The organism is Achromobacter aegrifaciens (assembly GCF_902859735.1).
Taxonomy (GTDB): Bacteria; Pseudomonadota; Gammaproteobacteria; order Burkholderiales; family Burkholderiaceae_B; genus Achromobacter; species Achromobacter aegrifaciens.
On sequence record NZ_CADIJY010000010.1, the window covers coordinates 139062 to 157117 of the forward strand.

General features: G+C 67.5%; 13 protein-coding genes, 1 tRNA gene and 1 other RNA gene. 11 read left to right on the top strand and 4 right to left on the bottom strand.

All coding sequences use genetic code 11. From position 1 onward, the window contains the following. Positions 1–28: 28 nt before the first annotated feature. On the bottom strand, positions 29–1711 hold the full coding sequence (locus tag HV766_RS23390) for a thiamine pyrophosphate-binding protein (RefSeq protein ID WP_175181940.1): 1683 nt from the start codon (positions 1709–1711) through the stop codon (positions 29–31). Positions 1712–1896: 185 nt separating this feature from the next. Between HV766_RS23390 and HV766_RS23395 the strand changes: the two genes are divergently transcribed. The 4 genes from HV766_RS23395 (at position 1897) to HV766_RS23410 (ending at position 5046) form a co-directional block, all read left to right on the top strand. Next, complete coding sequence (locus HV766_RS23395; RefSeq protein ID WP_175181932.1) at positions 1897–2802, top strand: LysR substrate-binding domain-containing protein; 906 nt, start codon at positions 1897–1899, stop codon at positions 2800–2802. A gap of 16 nt (positions 2803–2818) precedes the next feature. Further along, on the top strand, positions 2819–3802 hold the full coding sequence (gene xerD / locus HV766_RS23400; RefSeq protein WP_175181933.1) for a site-specific tyrosine recombinase XerD: 984 nt from the start codon (positions 2819–2821) through the stop codon (positions 3800–3802). 41 nt (positions 3803–3843) lie between these two features. Beyond that, positions 3844–4332 (top strand): Cys-tRNA(Pro) deacylase, encoded by a 489-nt coding sequence (gene ybaK, locus HV766_RS23405; protein ID WP_054451406.1) that lies wholly within the window; start codon positions 3844–3846, stop codon positions 4330–4332. Between the two features lie 135 nt (positions 4333–4467). Continuing rightward, positions 4468–5046 carry a DJ-1/PfpI family protein gene (locus HV766_RS23410; RefSeq protein ID WP_054451405.1) on the top strand — a complete coding sequence of 193 codons (579 nt, stop codon included), beginning with the start codon at positions 4468–4470 and terminating at the stop codon, positions 5044–5046. 69 nt (positions 5047–5115) lie between these two features. On the opposite strand, the gene adhP is transcribed toward HV766_RS23410, so the two are convergent. Continuing rightward, positions 5116–6141: an alcohol dehydrogenase AdhP gene (gene adhP, locus HV766_RS23415; RefSeq protein WP_054451403.1), complete on the bottom strand. Its 1026-nt coding sequence runs from the start codon at positions 6139–6141 to the stop codon at positions 5116–5118. A gap of 224 nt (positions 6142–6365) precedes the next feature. Between adhP and HV766_RS23420 the strand changes: the two genes are divergently transcribed. Next, positions 6366–6752: a ribbon-helix-helix domain-containing protein gene (locus HV766_RS23420; RefSeq protein ID WP_054451398.1), complete on the top strand. Its 387-nt coding sequence runs from the start codon at positions 6366–6368 to the stop codon at positions 6750–6752. Between the two features lie 90 nt (positions 6753–6842). On the opposite strand, the gene pbpG is transcribed toward HV766_RS23420, so the two are convergent. Together pbpG and HV766_RS23430 are read right to left on the bottom strand one after the other, a co-directional pair. Beyond that, positions 6843–8042: a D-alanyl-D-alanine endopeptidase gene (pbpG, locus tag HV766_RS23425; protein WP_225588909.1), complete on the bottom strand. Its 1200-nt coding sequence runs from the start codon at positions 8040–8042 to the stop codon at positions 6843–6845. Positions 8043–8416: 374 nt separating this feature from the next. Next, positions 8417–8491: transfer RNA gene (locus tag HV766_RS23430), tRNA-Arg, on the bottom strand. Positions 8492–8800: 309 nt separating this feature from the next. Between HV766_RS23430 and HV766_RS23435 the strand changes: the two genes are divergently transcribed. The 6 genes from HV766_RS23435 to dnaX all read left to right on the top strand — a co-directional run. Continuing rightward, positions 8801–10000 carry an MFS transporter gene (locus tag HV766_RS23435; RefSeq protein ID WP_119450599.1) on the top strand — a complete coding sequence of 400 codons (1200 nt, stop codon included), beginning with the start codon at positions 8801–8803 and terminating at the stop codon, positions 9998–10000. Positions 10001–10007: 7 nt separating this feature from the next. Then, on the top strand, positions 10008–10172 hold the full coding sequence (locus HV766_RS23440; protein WP_166738338.1) for a hypothetical protein: 165 nt from the start codon (positions 10008–10010) through the stop codon (positions 10170–10172). A gap of 88 nt (positions 10173–10260) precedes the next feature. Next, positions 10261–12924 (top strand): PD-(D/E)XK nuclease family protein, encoded by a 2664-nt coding sequence (locus tag HV766_RS23445; RefSeq protein ID WP_119450668.1) that lies wholly within the window; start codon positions 10261–10263, stop codon positions 12922–12924. Between the two features lie 3 nt (positions 12925–12927). Further along, positions 12928–16377, top strand: coding sequence for a UvrD-helicase domain-containing protein (locus tag HV766_RS23450; protein ID WP_175181934.1), 3450 nt, complete (start codon positions 12928–12930; stop codon positions 16375–16377). Between the two features lie 192 nt (positions 16378–16569). Continuing rightward, an RNA gene (gene ffs / locus HV766_RS23455) (signal recognition particle sRNA small type) lies at positions 16570–16667 on the top strand. Positions 16668–16880: 213 nt separating this feature from the next. Next, positions 16881–18056 (top strand): DNA polymerase III subunit gamma/tau (dnaX, locus tag HV766_RS23460; RefSeq protein ID WP_175181935.1); only part of this gene is annotated, 1176 nt, incomplete at its 3' end.

The following is an 18056-nucleotide window of genomic DNA, read 5'->3' on the forward strand; positions in this document are numbered from 1 at the left end:
CGCGCGGCGGCGCCGTTCCGTCCCGCCTTCAGTGCTGCGCCTTGAGCGCTGCGTCGCGGATTTTTTCCAGGGTCGTGCCCGGGGTGATGGTTTCCGGATCGATGAAGCAGTGCAGGATGGCCGGCTTGCCGCTGGCCAGGGCGCGTTCGAAGGCCGGGCCGAACTGCTCGGTGGTTTCGACGCGTTCGCCGTGGCCGCCAAAGGCGCGCGCGTAGTCGGCGAAATCCGGATTCTTCAGCTCGGTCGCGGAAATGCGGCCGGGGTAGTGCTTTTCCTGGTGCATGCGGATCGTGCCGTACATGCCGTTGTCCACCAGCACCACGACGATGGGCAGGTCGTACTGCACCGCGGTCGCGAATTCCTGGCCGTGCATCAGGAAGCAGCCGTCGCCGGCGAAGCAGACCACGGTCTTGTCCGGCGACACGCGCTTGGCGCCCACGGCGGCGGGCAGGCCGTAGCCCATGGAGCCCGACGTCGGCGCCAGCTGCGTGCCGTAGCGGGTGAAACGATGGAAGCGGTGCAGCCAGGTGGCGTAGTTGCCGGCGCCGTTGGTCATGATGGCGTCTGCCGGCAGCGTCTTTTCCAGGTAGGCCATGACCTGGCCCATCTGCAGCGCGCCAGGCGTCGTGATGGTGCTGGGGTCGCTCCATTTCAGGTACGACTCGCGCATGGCCTGCGTGCCGGCGGCCCAGGCGGGCTGAGCCGGCGCCTTCAGGCCGGCCAGCGCCTGCGCGAAGGCGGCGGGCGAGGTATTGATGGCCAGGGCGGGGCGGTAGACGCGGCCCAGCTCGGCGGTATCGGGGTGCACGTGCACCAGCTTCTGCTTGGGTACCGGAATGTCCAGCAGCGTGTAGGCCTGGCTGGGGTTTTCCGACATGCGGCCGCCCACCAGCAGGATCAGGTCCGCGTCGGCGACGCGCTTGAGCAGCGCGGGATTGATGCCCAGGCCCACGTCGCCGATGAAGCAGGGGTGGTCGGCCGGGAACAGCATCTGGCGGCGGAAAGACACGGCCGTGGGCAGCGCATGGCGCTGCGCAAAATCGGCGAACTGCTGCACCGCGCGGGCGTCCCAGCGCGTGCCGCCCAGGATGGCGACCGGATTCTTGGCTTCGGCCAGCAGCTTTTCCAGGTCGGCCAGTTGGCCGGCCGTGGGGGCGGAATCAATGATTTCGTAACGCGGCGCGTCGGCGACCTTGGCGGCTTCGACCAGCATGTCCTCGGGCAGCGCGATCACGACCGGGCCGGGACGGCCCGAGGTGGCAATGTGGAAGGCGCGCGACACCAGTTCGGGAATGCGTTCGACCTGGTCGATCTCGGTGACCCACTTGGCTTGCGTGCCGAACACGGCGCGGTAATCCATTTCCTGGAAGGCTTCACGTTCGCGCATGCCGCGCTCGATCTGGCCGACGAACAGGATCAGGGGGGTGGAGTCCTGCTTGGCGATGTGCACGCCGGCCAGCGCGTTGGACGCGCCCGGGCCACGGGTCACCATGCAGATGCCGGGTTCGCCGGTCAGCTTGCCGTGGGCGTCGGCCATCATGGCCGCGCCGCCTTCCTGGCGGCACACCGTGACCTTGATGTCCGCATCGTGCAGGCCGTCCAGCACTGCCAGATAGCTTTCGCCGGGGACGCAGAAAACATGTTTGACGCCCTGCGCAACCAGCTGGTCGACCAGGATGTGACCGCCAAGGCGGGATTCTTGCTGGGACATGGGGGTGGTAGTCATGATGAGCCGAGGTTAGGACATCCGAGCATAATGTTCCTTGATCGCACAATGCAATTGATAAAATTGCACAATCTATTGACCCACCGGCACGACCTGCCATGCTGCGCCGCGGCAAGATCCGCCCGGCCGAGCGGCGGGGACGCCCGCCGGCACCTGGCGGTTCCCTCGATATGAGAAACGGCATTCCCAACCTGAGCGCCCTGCAGGCGTTTGAAGCGTCAGCCCGTCTGGGCAGCTTTTCCCGCGCGGCCGAGGAACTGTCCCTGACGCACAGCGCCGTCTATCGCCAGGTGGCCAGCCTGGAGGCGCGCCTGGGCGTGCAGCTGTTCACCCGGGTACGCCGGCGCATCGTGCTGACCGACCATGGGGCCGAGTACGCCGGCCGCATCCGCCACCATCTGGACCAGATCGAAAAAGACACCTTCGGCCTGGTCAGCCGCACCGGCATGGGCCGCAGCATCCATATCGCCGTGGTGCCCACCCTGGCGACGACCTGGCTGATCCCGCGCCTGGCGGATTTCCAGCGCGAGCATGGCGACATCACGGTCAGCCTGTCCGTGCGCACGTTGCCATTCCAGTTCAAGGACCAGCCCTTCGACGGAGCGCTGTATCACGGGGACGGATTGTGGCCAGGCACCCAGGGCGTGCTGCTGTTCCCCGAGCGCGAACTGGTGCCCGTGTGCGCGCCGGAGCTGGCGGCGCGCACGCCGGAGCCGGGCGCCAGCGCCTTGTCCGGCATGACCCATTTGCACCTGGTGTCACGGCCCGACGCCTGGCGCCAGTGGTACGCGGCCAATAGCCATCTTTATGGTCCGCACGCCGCCGGCGGCCCGCGCTACGAACTCTTCACCATGGTGATGGCGGCGGTGCAGGCCGGCCTGGGCGTCGGGCTGATGCCGCGCTTCTTGGCCCAGCCCGCGCTGGACCAGGGCACGCTGGCGATGCCCGTGCCGCAATCGCTGTCGGTCAGCCAGGGCTACTACTTCGGCTATCCGCAGCGCAGCGAACGCTCCGAGGCGCTCAAGCTCTTCGAGAGCTGGCTGAAGTCCGCCGCCGCGGGCGTGGGCGGACGCTGAGCCGTAGAATCCTGGCATGCCCGCGACCCGCCCCCCGCTTGAATCCCAGGCCGATATCGACGCCTTCATCGACGCCGTCTGGCTGGAAGACGGCCTGTCGGCCAACACCCTGGCTGCCTACCGGCGCGACCTGACGGGCTTTGCCCGCTGGCTGGAAGACCCCGAAGCCTATGCGCGCGAAATGGCCGACCGCCATGGCGATGCGGCACAGGCCCACGCGCTGCCTGCTGGACCCGCCAAGCCCTTGCGCGATGCCGGCAAGGCTGACATCGAAGCCTGGTTCGCCTTCCGCCACGAGGAAACCCGCGCCACCACCGCCAACCGCAGGCTGGCCGCGCTGCGCCGCTTCTACGCCTGGGCCTTGCGCGAGCACCGCGCCGAACGCGATCCCTGTCTGACGCTGATCGCGGCCAAGCAGCCGCCGCGCATGCCCAAGACGCTGTCCGAGCAGCAGGTGGATGCCTTGCTGCGCGCGCCCGACCTGGAGCAGGCCCGTGGCCTGCGCGACCGCGCGATGCTGGAAACGCTGTATGCCACGGGCTTGCGCGTGTCCGAGCTGGTGGGCATGCGCACGCTGGACGTGAGCCTGAACGAAGGCGTGGTGCGGGTGGTGCTGGGCAAGGGCGGCAAGGACCGACTGGTGCCGTTGGGCGCCGAGGCTGCGCATTGGATCGACCGCTACCTGAAGTCCGCGCGGCCAGAGCTGGCGGCCGGGCGCGTGAGCGATGCGCTCTTCATCACCGGCCGGGCCGAAGCGATGTCGCGCCAGGCGTTCTGGCAACTGGTGAAGAAGTACGCCTTGCTGTCGGACGTGCGCGCGCCGCTGTCACCCCACGTGCTGCGGCACGCCTTCGCCACGCACCTGCTGAACCACGGCGCCGACCTGCGCGTGGTGCAGATGCTGCTGGGGCATGCCGACATTTCCACCACGCAGATCTACACGCACGTCGCGCGCGAACGCCTGAAGGCGCTGCACGCGACCCACCATCCCCGCGGCTAGCCGGCGCGCGCCGCTTCGAAATTCTTCTTTCACGCATAACCATGAGCAAAGCCCGCCACGTTTCCGAAACGCCCGCCACCCAGTTCCTCAAGCAGAACAAGGTGACGTACACGGAACATACCTATGACTACATCGACCATGGCGGCGCGGGCGAAGCCGCGCGCCAGTTGGGCCTGGATCCGCATGCGGTGGTGAAGACCCTGGTGATGGAGGACGAATCCGCCAAACCCCTCATCGTGGTCATGCACGGCGACCGCGAAGTTTCCACCAAGAACCTGGCGCGCCAGGCCGGGCTCAAGCGCGTCGAGCCCTGCAAACCCGAGGTCGCGCAGCGCCATTCGGGCTATCAGGTGGGTGGCACCTCGCCCTTCGGCACGCGCAAGAAGATGCCGGTGTGGGTCGAGGCCGAAGTGCTGGACTACCCGGTGGTCTACATCAACGGCGGGCGGCGCGGGTATCTGATCGGCATAGACCCCAAGGTACTGGTCACGCTGCTGGGCGCCAAGGGCGTAACCGTCGCGCTGGAATAGGGCGGGCTGGCGTGGGCGTGGTATTCCCATACCACCACCCAAGCCGATGGCGGCGTCACAATAGGGGCGTAGATCAAGAACCGGAGCCCGGCCACGGGCGCTGAACCGGCTTTCCGCCATCCCTAGGAGACAAACATGAGCAAGCGACTGTTGATGCTGGTCGGCGACTACGCCGAGGACTACGAGACCATGGTGCCGTACCAGACCCTGCTGACGGTGGGGCACACGGTGCATGCGGTATGCCCGGACAAGAAGGCGGGCGACACCATCGCGACTGCGATCCATGACTTCGAAGGCGCACAGACCTACACCGAAAAGCGCGGCCACAATTTCGCGCTGAACTATGACTTCGATCGCGTCGAGCCGTCGTCCTACGACGGCCTGGTGATTCCGGGCGGCCGCGCGCCGGAGTATCTGCGCCTGAACGAAAAGGTGCTGGACATCGTGCGCGCCTTCGACAAGGCGGGCAAGCCCATCGCGGCGGTCTGCCACGGCGCGCAACTGCTGGCCGCGGCCGGCATCCTGAAGGGCCGCACCTGCTCCGCCTATCCGGCGTGCGCACCGGAAGTGCGCCTGGCAGGCGGCACCTATGCCGAGATCGGCATCGACCAGGCCTACACCGACGGCAATCTGGTGACGGCGCCGGCCTGGCCCGCGCATCCGGCCTGGATGTCGCAATTCCTGGCGGTGTTGGGCACGAAGATCACGCCCTGATCTTCACCGCCACAAAGCGCCAGGGCCGCAAACATGCGGCCCTGGCGCTTTTCCTTTACGGCTTGGAAATCAGGCGAAATCGAGCACGATGCGGCCTTCGATCTGGCCGCGCCGCATGCGGTCGAACACGTCGTTGATGTTCTCCAGGCTTTCGGTGGCGACAGTGGCGTGCACCTTCCCCTCTTCGGCGAACTGCAGCGATTCCTGCAGGTCCAGGCGCGAACCCACGATGGAGCCGCGCACGGTGACGCCGTTGAGCACCATGTCGAAGATCGACAGCGGGAAGTCGCCCGGCGGCAGGCCGTTGAGCGCCACGGTCCCGCCGCGGCGCACCATGCCCAGCGCCTGCTCGAAGGCCTTGGGCGATACCGCCGTGATCAGCGCGCCGTGCGCGCCGCCGATCTCGCGCTTGAGGTAGGCGGCCGGGTCGGTAGTCTTGGCGTTGACCGTGACCTCGGCGCCCAGGCGGCGGGCGAAGTCCAGCTTGGCGTCGTCGATGTCCACCGCGGCCACGTTCAGGCCCATGGCCTTGGCGTACTGCACCGCCATGTGGCCCAATCCGCCAATGCCCGAGATCACTACCCAGTTGCCCGGACGGGTGTCCGTCATCTTCAGGCCCTTGTAGACGGTCACGCCGGCGCACAGCACGGGCGCGACCTCGACGAAACCGACGTTCTTGGGCAGCAGGCCCACGTAGTTGGCGTCAGCCAGCGCGTATTCGGCGAAGCCGCCGTTCACGGAGTAACCGGCGTTCTTCTGTGTTTCGCACAGCGTTTCCCAGCCGCCCAGGCAATGCTCGCAATGCCCGCAGGCGGAATACAGCCAGGGTATGCCGACGCGGTCGCCTTCCTTCACATGGGTCACGCCCGCGCCCACCGCGACCACATGGCCGACGCCCTCGTGACCGGGAATGAAGGGCGGGTTGGGCTTGACGGGCCAGTCGCCTTCGACCGCGTGCAGGTCGGTGTGGCAGACCCCGCAGGCTTCAATCTTTACCAGCAATTCGCCCGGACCCGGGCGCGGCACCGCGACTTCTTCGATTGCCAGGGGCTTGCCGAATGCTCGTGCAACCGCTGCTTTCATGGTTTTATCCATCACTGCCTCCGAAGTCTGATCAAGATTCCTTATGCTCGAACGTGGACGCTTTCCCGACCATGATTTATATCAACCGAGCGGGCTGCCCGCCGATGCCGGAAACGTGTGGTTGCAGAAAGAGGCCGGCCGCCGCGCCCTTGCCCGGGCCGCGGCAAACGGCGTACAGTCAGCCGTAGGCCTCCCGGCCCAGGCCTCGCGCCCAGTCCCGAGTTCCAGGAGCTCCCATGTGTGAAATCTTCATCCGCGCCAGCGAACAGTCCTACGCGCCCGAAACCCGTTCGCTGCGGCTGCATGGCGTGGCTACCAGCCTGAGGCTGGAACAGTTGTTCTGGCAGGTATTGGAAGAAATCGCCGGCCGGGACGGCATGCGCGTGACGCAGCTGATCGAACGTTTGTACGACGAACTGATCGAGTATCGCGGCGAGGCCGCCAATTTCACGTCGTTCCTGCGCGTATGCTGCCTGCGCTACCAACTGTTGCAGGCGGAGGGCCGCATTCCGTTGGATGCGGCCGTGCCGATCCGTTCGCTCAACCCGCAGGCCGTGCTGGAAGGCTTGCCGCCCACGCTGTACGACGCCCAGCCTCTGCGCCCGAAACGCAAGGCTGCCTAATCCGTCAACACTGGCGCCGCCGCCACGGCAAAAAGCAAAGGGCCCGAATTCTCGGGCCCTTTGTTCATGTGGAGGCAGCGCAGCAGGCGTTCAGCCGCCAGACTGGATCGACGCCATCGCCACTTCGTTCTGCACGATGCGGCGGATGCGCACCGCATCGCCGATGCGTGAGAGTTTGCCTTGCGAATCCAGCAGCACGATGGCCAGATCGCGGCCGTTGATGCGGGCCAGCATGACCAGGCATTCGCCGGCTTCGTTGATGTAGCCGGTCTTGGACACCTTGATGTCCCAGTCGGGCTTGCGCACCAGCAGGTTGGTGTTGCGGAAGGTCTGCGTGCGGTTGTTGACCTCGACGTCGTACTCGGTATCGGTGGAGTAGCGGTGGATCAGCGGGCGCTGGGAGGCCGCGCGCAGCAGTCGGGCCAGATCGTGCGGCGACGAGACGTTGTCGCTGGACAGGCCGGTGGGTTCGATGAAGCGGGTGCTGGTCATGCCCAGCGCCTGCGCCTTGGCGTTCATGGCGGCCACGAAAGCCGGCAGGCCGCCCGGATAGTGGCGGCCCAGCGCGTTGGCGGCGCGGTTCTCGGACGACATCAGAGCCAGGTGCAGCATGTCGCCGCGCGACAGCTTGGTGCCCACGCGCAGACGGGAGGTGGTGTGCTTGAGGCCGTCGACGTCTTCGTCGGTGATCTCCAGCATTTCGTCCATGGGCAGGTTGGCGTCGACCACGACGACGGCCGTCATCAGCTTCGAGATCGAAGCGATGGGGCGCACTACGTTTTCGTTCTTGGCGAAGATGACCGTGGACGTTTCCAGATCCTGCACGTAGGCGGTGCTGGAACGCAGGGCGGCGGCTTCGGCGCGCACCGAGGAGGCGGGCGGCGGCATGGCGGCCGAACCGACTGCGGCGGCAGCGGCGGCCCGTTGCGCGCGCGACGGCTTGTTTGGCTTGCCGTTCTTGCCGGCGGCCGCGCCCTTCTTGGGCGGCGTGCCCTTGGCTGCGACCTGCTTGCCGCCTTTGGGGGCGGCGGCTTTCTTGCCAGATGAGGATTTGGGGGGAGCTTTCTTGGCGGAGGAGGCGGCTTGTTTGCCGGAGGCGCTCTTGCCGGAGCTGGCTTTGGGGGCCGGAGCCTTCTTTGCTTGTTGCGCCTTGCAGGCCGACGACTTGGCGTTGGTCTTGCAAGGATCCGTATTCTTCGCGGCTTGGGCGGCGGGGGGCAGGAGCGCGCACACCGCCAGCGCCACAGGCGCTATCGCGTTCGCAATCGCACGTTTCCAGGGAAATGCCATGGTTTGAGCTGGCTTGTCAGTCTGTCAGTAAATGTTTCTTAAGCCGGCGTTTCGTCGGGCCAGAAAAAGTCCAGATGAATTAGAGGCTTACGCGTCGAATTTAAACAGCAATTTCAAGTTGCGCGCAAGGCGATTCGCTATCATCGTCCAAAAAAATAATAGTGACGTATTGACGCAGCTTCAATTCGTCACAAGACAAGTGCGAGAAGCTAACGGCAGGCCGCGCGTGAGCGTAGCCCGGATTAACCCTCATCCGGCTGAACGCGCGAGGTTTTTGTCCATGCCGGAGCAGGCAAACCGCGCTCACAAAAGCGCAGGGCTTCGGGCGCGTAGGGGGATGCAGGGAAGGGGGGCGTCGGAACCGACGCCAGAGATGGCCTCGCCGGGTGGAATCGAACCACCAATTGACCCTTAGGAGGGGCCGGTTATATCCATTTAACTACGGCGAGACTATTGCTGATCAGGCGGCAGCGTCGGTCGAGTGATCGCGCTTGCTTGCTAAGGCCTTGATATCGCTACGATTCTGTCGGCCCTGAGTTTATCACTGGGGGCACGGGTTTCGGCGCAGGACGCAAGTCTATCAGCAGGCGGCGCAAGCCCCAAATCCGTTGCCCTGCAACCCGGCTCGCTGGACCCGACGCCCAACGTGGCTATTGCCGGAGCGCGGAGGCTATTTGTATATGATGACCGGGTCCCGCGCTGCGCGCCGGACCGTCCCGTGGAGGGGGCGACGAACAAAACAACGAAAAACGGGTTTCATGTCTAACCAAACCGATACGAATTTCATCCGTACCCTGATCGTGGGTACGCTGGTGGTGCTGCTCGCGATGGGGGTGCGCGCCACCTTCGGGCTCTTCATGCAGCCGATGGGGCTGGCGCAAGGCTGGGGACGCGAAGTGTTCTCCATGGCCTTCGCTTTGCAGAACCTGGTGTGGGGCGTGGCCTGTATCTTCATGGGCATCATGGCCGACCGCTACGGTTCGGGCCGCACCATCGCGCTGGGCGCGCTGCTGTACATGCTGGGCATGATAGGCACGCGCTTCGCCACGGATGAAGCCACGCTCTATCTGACGGCCGGCGTGCTGGTCGGATTGGGCCAGGCCGGCACGACCTTTCCGGTGATCCTGCCCGTGGTGGCCCGCGCGGTTCCTCCCGCCTACCGCAGCACGGCGATGGGCATCGCCAGCGCTGGCGGCTCGCTCGGTCAGTTTGCCGTGGTGCCCACGGGACAGGTGCTGATCAGCGGCCTGGACTGGACGGGCGCATTGTGGGTGCTGTCGCTGTTCGTCGCTTGCGGCGCGCCCCTGGCGTACTTCCTGCGCGGACGTCCGCAGGCCCACACCGGGCCGCAGCAATCGCTGGCCTCGGCGGTCAAGCAGGCGGTACGCCACCCCTCGTTCCATTTCCTGTTCTGGAGCTACTTCGTCTGCGGCTTCCACACCGCCTTCATCACGCTGCACTTGCCCGCCTATGTCACGGACGGCGGCCTGAGCGCGGGGCAGGGCGCGACCGCCATTGCGCTGATCGGCCTGTTCAACGTGCTGGGCTCGTTCTATGCCGGCAAGCTGGGCGGCAAGTACAGCAAGAAACGGCTCCTCGCCGTGGTGTACGGCATGCGCGCCTTCGGCATTCTGCTGTTGCTCTGGATGCCGTTGTCGCCATGGGTGCTGTACGCCTTCGCCGCGTGGATGGGTTTGTTCTGGCTGGGGACCGTGCCGCTCACGCAAGGCCTGATCGGCCAGATCTACGGCCTGCGCTATGCGGCCACGCTGTCGGGCATCGTCTTCCTGGGGCACCAGCTGGGCAGTTTCATCGGCGTATGGCTGGGCGGATATGCCTATGCCAAGACCGGCAATTACGACGCCGTCTGGTGGCTGGGCGTGGCCCTGGCCGTCATCGCGGCGCTGTTGTGCCTGCCGGTGCGCGAACAGCCGGTTGCCCAGCCGGCCGCGGCCTGAGACGTTCATGAACCCGGCCAATCGTTCCGCGCCAGCCGCCCGCCGCCATCGCGGCTGGCGCGCGATTGGCGCGCTGGCCCTGGTTGCCGTCCTGGGCCTGGCTTTCTGGGGCTACACCACGCCGGAAATGCAGATCCACTGGGAAAACCTGGCCGCGCTCTGCGGCTTCTAGGCGCTTTTTCCGCTCGGCCTCGCGGTATCCTACGGCGGTATTTCTCCCCTCATCGCGCGCCGCCTGCGGGCGGGCGCAACGGATGCCCATGCAGGACTCATCGCCCTCCTATCCCGATCTATCGCTGCCGGACATCGGCGGCATGCCTGCCGCCGACACGCTGGTGCTGACGGTGAACAACCGCCTGTCGCGCCGGCTTACGCTGGAGCTGGCGGGCCTGCTGCGCCAGGAGCGCCAGGTCAGCGAGTTGCCGCGCATATTGCCGCTGTCCGCCTGGCTGGCCGATGCCGCCAATGAACTCGCGTTCGAGACGGATGGCGATGTGCCTGCCTATCGGCTGGACAGTTTCGCCACGCAACTGGTGTGGACCGAGGCGATACGCGCTGAAGAAGCCGAGCGCGTGCTGTTGGATGCGAGCCAGGCCGCGCGCTTGTCGATGGATGCAGACCTGCTGATGGACGAATGGCAACTGCACGTGCCTTCGGGCGCGGATACCGACGAATACCGCGGCTTCGCGAAATGGCGGGTTCGCTACCGCCAGGCGCTGGCCGGCATCGATGCCGAGGATGCCAACCAGGGCTATGCGCGCGTACTGCGGGCGCTGGAGGACGGACGCCTGCCCGTGCCGCGCCAACTTGTGCTGGCCGGATTCACGGACATGTCGCCGCGCTTTCGCCGGCTGCTGCAGGCGTTTGAAGAGCAGGGCGCGGCCGTTGCGCAGTGGCGCGACGCGCAGCGCATTGAAACGCCGGCGCGCAGGTTCGAGGCCGCCGATCAAGGTGCGGAATGGCGCGCTGCCGCGGCCTGGGCGGCCGAGCGCTTGAAAATGCATCCCCATGGCCGCTACGCCATCGTCTCGCCCCAACTGGAGGCGGAATCGCCGTTCGCGCGGCGGGTGCTGAGCCAGGCCCTGGCCGGGCGTGGCGGCGAAGCCGCGTACGCCTTCAACGTGGCGGTGGGGCGGCCGTTGAACGAATGGCCGATGGCGCGCGCCGCGCTCGCTTGGTTGCGCGCCCTGGCCGAATGCGCGCCGGGCAAGGGCTGTGGCGTGGAGGTGCTGGGCGCGGCCCTGTTGGGCGGGCATTGCGCGGGCGACGTGCGCGACCGCGCGCGGCTGGCCTCGATCGACGCGCGCTGGCGGCGCCAGGCGCAACTGCATGTCGGCCCGCAGGATTGGCGCAAGCTGCTGGCGGACTTGCCAGCGTTGGCGCAGGCCTGGAATCAGGCCATGGAAATCTGGACGCAGGGCGGCCGCCAGGCCACTTGCGACGTGTGGATGTTGCGCATGAAGGCCGCGCTGATGGCGCTGGGCTTTCCCGGCGAAGGCGTGCTGGACAGCGTCGGCTATCAGGTGATGGGCGCCTTGGGCGATGCGCTGGGCAGTTTTTCGGCGCTGGCGCCGGCCGCCGGGCGCCTGGGCGGCGTGGCCGCCGTGAACCTGCTGGAAAGCGTGGCGCGTTCCGCCTCGTTCCAGCCGCAACGCGATCCGCAGGCGCGCCTGGACGTGCTGGGTTTGCTGGAAGCCGAGGGCGGCTATTGGGACGGCGTCTGGGTGTTGGGCCTGACCGATGACGTGTTGCCGGCCTCGCCCAAGCCCAATCCGCTGTTGCCGCTGGCAGTGTTGCGCCAGGCCAAGGCGCCGCGCGCCACGCCCGAGCGCGAACGCGAATGGGCCGAAGGCATGTACGCGGCATTGTGTCGCTGCGCGCCCGAGATCATCGTCAGCCACGCGCACATGGACGGCGAACGCGAGCTGCGTCCGTCGCCGCTGATCGCGGCGGCAGCGCTGACGGACTGGACGCCCGCGGCGGCGCAAGCGTTGCCGGCCTTGCCGCAGGAATCGCTGGACGACGCGCAAGGGCCCGCTCTGGCGGCCGGCAATCGTGGCGGCGGCGGCCTGGACGTGCTGGACACGCAGGCGCGCAATCCGCTGTGGGCCTTCGTGCGGCATCGCCTGGGCGGCCGCGAAATGGCGCCCTATGCGGATGCGGCCACGGTCAACGTGCGCGGCCAGTTTTTGCACAAGGCGCTGGAACTGGTGTGGGGCATGATGCCCGACCAGGACGCGCTACACGAAGTCATGGCCACGGGCCGCCTGCCTGCCTTGCTGGAGCAGGCGGTGGCGCAAGCCGCGGACGAGGAACTGAAAGACTACGCGCCCGCCTTGCGCACGCTGGAATGCCAGCGCGCCCAGGCCGTGCTGGCGTCCTGGCTGGATATGGAAGCGCAGCGCCTGCCCTTCGCGGTGGCGCAGGTGGAAAAGAACCATCAATGGCAGCGCGGCGCGCTCAACCTGAAGCTGCGGCTGGATCGCATCGATACCCTCGGCGATGGCCGCAATGTCATCGTCGATTACAAGACCGGCGTGGCGGCGGCCAAGCCCGAACCCGACTGGTCGCGCAGTCGCCCCGTGAACGTGCAGTTGCCGTTCTATGCCTCGGTGCTGGCGGACGCCGCGGGCGGCGAAGTGGCGGGCCTGGTGCTGGCACAGATCCATGCGCGGCAGGTCGCCGCACAAGGCCTGGCCGACGAGGACCTGGGCGTGCCCGGCGTTACGCTGGCCAGCGACAGCAAGTACTTCGACGGGCTGTCCTGGCCGGAGATCCGGCAGCGCTGGCGCAGTGCCATCGAAGCGCTGGCCGACGAGTACGCCGCGGGCTACGCGGCCAACGTCGCGTATCGCCGCGACGACCTGAAATACTGCGATGCATTGCCGTTCCTGCGTTTGCATCTGGACGACGAGGACGCATGAGCCATGGCTGAACAAGAACGCTTGCCGCATGACCATATGGCGCGCGCCGACGCGCTGGATCCGACCCGTTCGTTTCTGGTGCAGGCGCCCGCCGGCTCGGGCAAGACCGAGCTGCTGACGGACCGCATCCTGGCGCTGCTGGCCACTGTGAACCGTCCGGAGGAAATCGTCGCCATCACCTTCACGCGCAAGGCCGCGTCGGAGATGCACGCGCGCGTGCTGAGCAAGCTGCGCCGCGGACTGGATGCCCCGCCCGAAGCCATGCACGAGCGCCGCAGCTGGGAACTCGCGCGCGCCGCATTGGCGCGCAACGACGAGCAGGGCTGGCATCTGCTGGACCATCCCGCGCGCCTGGCCATCCGCACCATCGACTCCTTCTGCGCGGGCCTGGTGCGCAGCATGCCTTGGTTGTCGGAGCTGGGCGGCATGCCCGAGATCACGGATGATGCGCGCACCCACTACGAGGCGGCGGCGCGCGCCACCCTGGACCTTGCCGACGACTACGAGGCCGTGCGCATCCTCCTCAAGCATCTGGACGTGGACGTGCAGGCCGCCAAGGAGGCCATCGCCGACATGCTGGGTCAGCGTGACCAGTGGCTGCCACTGCTACGCCACGGCTCCGACCGCGAGGGCATGGAAGCCATGCTGGCCGAGGCCATCGGCGAAGACCTGGACGCGCTCAGCGAGGCCATGCCCTATGGCTGGGCCGAAGCGCTATGCGGCCCGGCGCGGCTGGCTGCCGCCAATCTGCAGGATGGAGAGGCCGAAAACAAGCTGCTGGCCTTGCTGGACTGGACAGAAGAGCCGCCGCCTGACGCCGAAGCGCTGGAGCTCTGGCAAGCCGTGGCGCATCTGCTGCTGACGGGCACCGGCACCTTGCGCAAGACCGTCAACAAGAACCTGGGCTTTCCTGCCAAGTGCGCGCACAAGGACCCGTTCGTGGCGTGGCTGGAAGCCGCCGACCCGGACGCAGTCTGGGTGCGCCGCCTGCATGCGGTGCGCGACGTGCCCGCGCCACATTTCACCGATGCGCAATGGGAGGTGCTGGGCGCGCAGCTGATGACGCTGGCGCTGGCGGTGGCGCAGTTGCGGCTGCGCTTCGCCGACACGGGCGAGGTGGATTTCATCGAAATCTCGCAGCGCGCCGCGGCCGCGCTGGGCAGCGCCGACGATCCGGGCGAACTGCTGCTGAAGCTGGACGCCTCGATCCGCCATCTGCTCATCGACGAATTCCAGGACACCAGCCAGACCCAGCTGGACCTGCTGCGCACGCTGACCTCGGGCTGGCAGCAGGGCGACGGCCGCAGTCTGTTCCTGGTGGGCGACCCGATGCAGTCCATCTACCGTTTCCGCAAGGCGGAAGTGGGCCTGTTCCTGGAAGTCGCCGACATCGGCGTAGGCGAACTGCAGCCGGATTTCCTCAACCTTACCGACAACTTCCGCTCGCAGGCGGGTATCGTCGAATGGGTCAACCAGTCGTTTGCGCAGTTGCTGCCCCGGCGCAGCGATGCGGCGGCGGGAGCCATCGCCTACAGCCCGTCCACCGCTTTCCATGAAGCGCTGCCGGAACCCGCTGTGCGCTTTCACCCGGCCTGGTCGCGCGAGGGCGCGGCCCCCGCGGAAGCGCAGGCTGAAGACATTGCGGTGGACCTGGTACGCCAGGCGCTGATCGACCACAAGGGGGCCAAGCATCCCGTCGCCGTGCTGGTGCGGGCACGCAGCCATCTGGGCAACCTGACCCGCCGCCTGGCGCAGGAAGGCATACGCTGCCGCGCGGTGGACCTGGTGCCGCTGGCGCTGCGGCCGGTGGTGGCAGACCTGGTGCAACTGGTGCGGGCCTTGTCGCATGCAGGCGACCGTCTGGCCTGGCTGTCGGTGCTGCGCGCACCGTACTGCGGCTTGACGCTGACATCCCTGCAGCGCTTATTCGGCGACGACCACATCACGCCGGTGCCGGTGCTGCTGGAGCGCGCCCTGCGCATCGCGCCGCAGACCGTACCTTCATCCGCCACCAGCGCGCCTCAGGGGTCATTGTTCGACGCGGCGCCCGCAGCGCCGGACACGCCATCGGCGCAAAGCGTGCTCGGCGCCGACGAGTTCGAGCGCTTGCGTCAGGTGGCGGGCATCCTGCTCGACAAGCGCAACGCCTCGGGCGCCATGCCTTTCGCGGCGTGGGTGGAGTCGCTGTGGCGCCGCCTGGGCGGCCCGGCGTTGTACGCCGGCCTGTCTGTCGCCAACGATGCGGAAAGCCTGTTCCAGCTGGTCGAGCGCCTGGCGCCGCACGGCGCCATCGACGTCGCGGCCCTGGACGCCGGCATCGCGCGCTTGTTCGCCGCGCCGGACGCGGCGGACGAAGACACGGGCGCGGTCGAAATCATGACCATGCACAAGTCCAAGGGACTGCAGTTCGAAACCGTCATCCTGTACGGCCTGCACCGCGCGCCGCGCGGCGATCAGGCGCCGCTCGTGCGCTTTGAGCAGAGCGGCGGCCGCGTGCTGTTCGGTCCGGTAAAGCCGCGCGCCGAAACCGAGGCCGACCCCCTGTCGCGCTACCTGGGCGCGCGCGAGGCGCGCCGCGCATCCTACGAAATCGATCGCCTGCTGTATGTGGCAGCGACGCGGGCGCGCAAGCGCCTGCACCTCGTGGGCCACGTGTCGGTGGACGAAGCCAGCGGTCAGGTCAAGACGCCGTCCTCCGCCAGCCTGCTGGGCCGCTTGTGGCCCTGCCTGGCCACACCGACACCGCCGTCGCTGGATGGCGAAACGGTGGTGCAGGAAGCCGACGGTCCCGAGTGGCAGGGCGAACCCTTGCGGCGCGTGGACCGCGCGGGCCTGGCGCAATTGGCGCGCGTGGCGGACGTGGCGGTCAGCCCCGGCTTTGGCGCCGCAGCGCGCGGCGCCTGGGGCGATGGCGGCGAACATCCCGCCTGGCAACTGGAGGCCGGCTACGACGCTGCCATCGGCACCTTGTCGCATGCCTGGCTGGCGCGCATCGGCCAGGACGGCGTTCAGGCCTGGTCCGCCGACGCGCTGGCCGAACGCTTGCCCGCCATGCGCCGCCAACTCACGCGCGCCGGCATCCCCGCCAGCCAGGCCGACGCCGCCTCCGAGGCCGTGCTCGAAACCCTGCAAGCCACCCTGGCCGACGAACGTGGCCTGTGGCTTTTGTCCCAATCCGGCGCCCGCCGCGAATGGCCCCTGATCGACGCCGCCGGCAAGGTGTCCGTCATCGACCTGGCCCTCAGCACCGAAGACGGCTGGCTCATCGTCGACTACAAAACCGGCCGCCCGCACCCCGGCGAAACCCCCACCGCCTTCGCCGCTCGCATGCGCCAACGCCACGGCGACCAACTCCTGCGCTACTGCGCCCAAGTCACCGCCCTCGACGGCCGCACCGCCCGCGCCGCCCTCTACTTCCCAAGAGCACGCGCCTGGATCGACCTGAAGGAATAGCGCAGAGACAAAAGGAGTAGAGAGGGTGTAGAGAGGCAAAGCGAAGCGAGCCGAAAGGACCAGCGAAGCGACGTCCCAACCCCCTCCCCCTCGGGGGGAGGGCTGGGGAGGGGGCGCACATTCAGCCCCCCGGGGCCCGCCAGCCGAGAGGCTAGCAAGCAAGCGAAGCGCAGCTCTGCTAGAATCTCGGCTGGCGGGCCCCTCCGCATGGTTCGGCGGTGAACCTGGTCAGGTCGGGAACGAAGCAGCCATAGTCGTTTAGGGTCAGTGCCGGAGTAAGGCTCGCCAACCGGATTCTTCAAAGCAGCGCGTCATGACTATCCATGATGTCGCCGCTTTCAAGGGGGACGGGGTTATTTTCCAAGGATACGTTCCACGGGAATAAGCCCGTCCCCTTTGCGTTTCAGGCCGCGCTGAGCATGGATGCCATGCTCAGCGCCGAACCCCGGCAGCTGGACCGGCCATTTCGGGCCAGCTTGCGAAACAGGCTCTACAATCCACCCATGACTTATCTGGTACTGGCCCGCAAGTGGCGGCCGAGATCGTTCGATACCCTCGTGGGACAGGATCACGTGGTGCGCGCGCTGACGCATGCGCTCGACACCCAACGCCTGCATCACGCCTGGCTGTTCACGGGAACCCGCGGCGTCGGCAAGACCACGCTCTCGCGCATCCTGGCGAAGTCCCTCAACTGCGAAACAGGCATCACGTCCAAGCCTTGCGGCGTCTGTCGCGCCTGCACGGAGATCGATGCCGGGCGTTTCGTCGACTACCTCGAGCTGGACGCGGCCTCGAACCGCGGCGTCGAGGAAATGACGCAGTTGCTGGAGCAGGCGGTGTACGCGCCGGGCGCAGGGCGCTTCAAGGTCTACATGATCGACGAAGTCCACATGCTGACCGGGCATGCGTTCAACGCCATGCTCAAGACACTGGAAGAGCCGCCGCCGCACGTCAAATTCATCCTCGCGACCACCGACCCGCAGAAGATTCCGGTGACGGTGCTGTCGCGCTGCCTGCAGTTCAACCTGAAGCAGATGCCGGCCGATTCCATCGTCGGCCATCTGCAGGCCGTGCTCGGCCAGGAAGCGGTGGGCTTCGACGTGCCGGCCTTGCGGCTGATCGGGCAGGCGGCCGCGGGCTCCATGCGCGACGCGCTGTCGCTGACCGACCAGGCCATTGCCTATAGCGCTGGCAACCTGACCGAGGACGCCGTGCGCGGCATGCTCGGCACCATCGACCAGCGGCATCTGGTGCGCCTGCTGGATGCGCTGTCCGCTGGCGACGCCAAGGGCGTGCTGGCGGTGGCGGATGAACTGGCCATCCGCGGCCTGTCCTATGCTGGCGCCTTGGCCGACCTGGCCGTGCTGCTGTCGCGCGTCGCCATCGAGCAGCGCGTGCGCGGCGTGACCCCCGCCGAGGATCCGCTGGCCGGCGACATTGCCCGGCTGGCGCTGGCTCTGCACCCGGACGCGGTGCAGCTGTTCTATTCCGTGGCGGTGCACAGCCGCAGCGAACTGACCCTGGCGCCCGACGAGTACGCGGGCTTCATCATGGCCTGCCTGCGCATGCTGGCGCTCAATGGCGACGCCGGCCCGCAGACCGCGCTCGAAGCGCCCGCCGCGCCGGCCCGTCAGACTGCCGATGCGGCCGCAGCGCCGGCGGCAGTTGCCGCGCCTGCG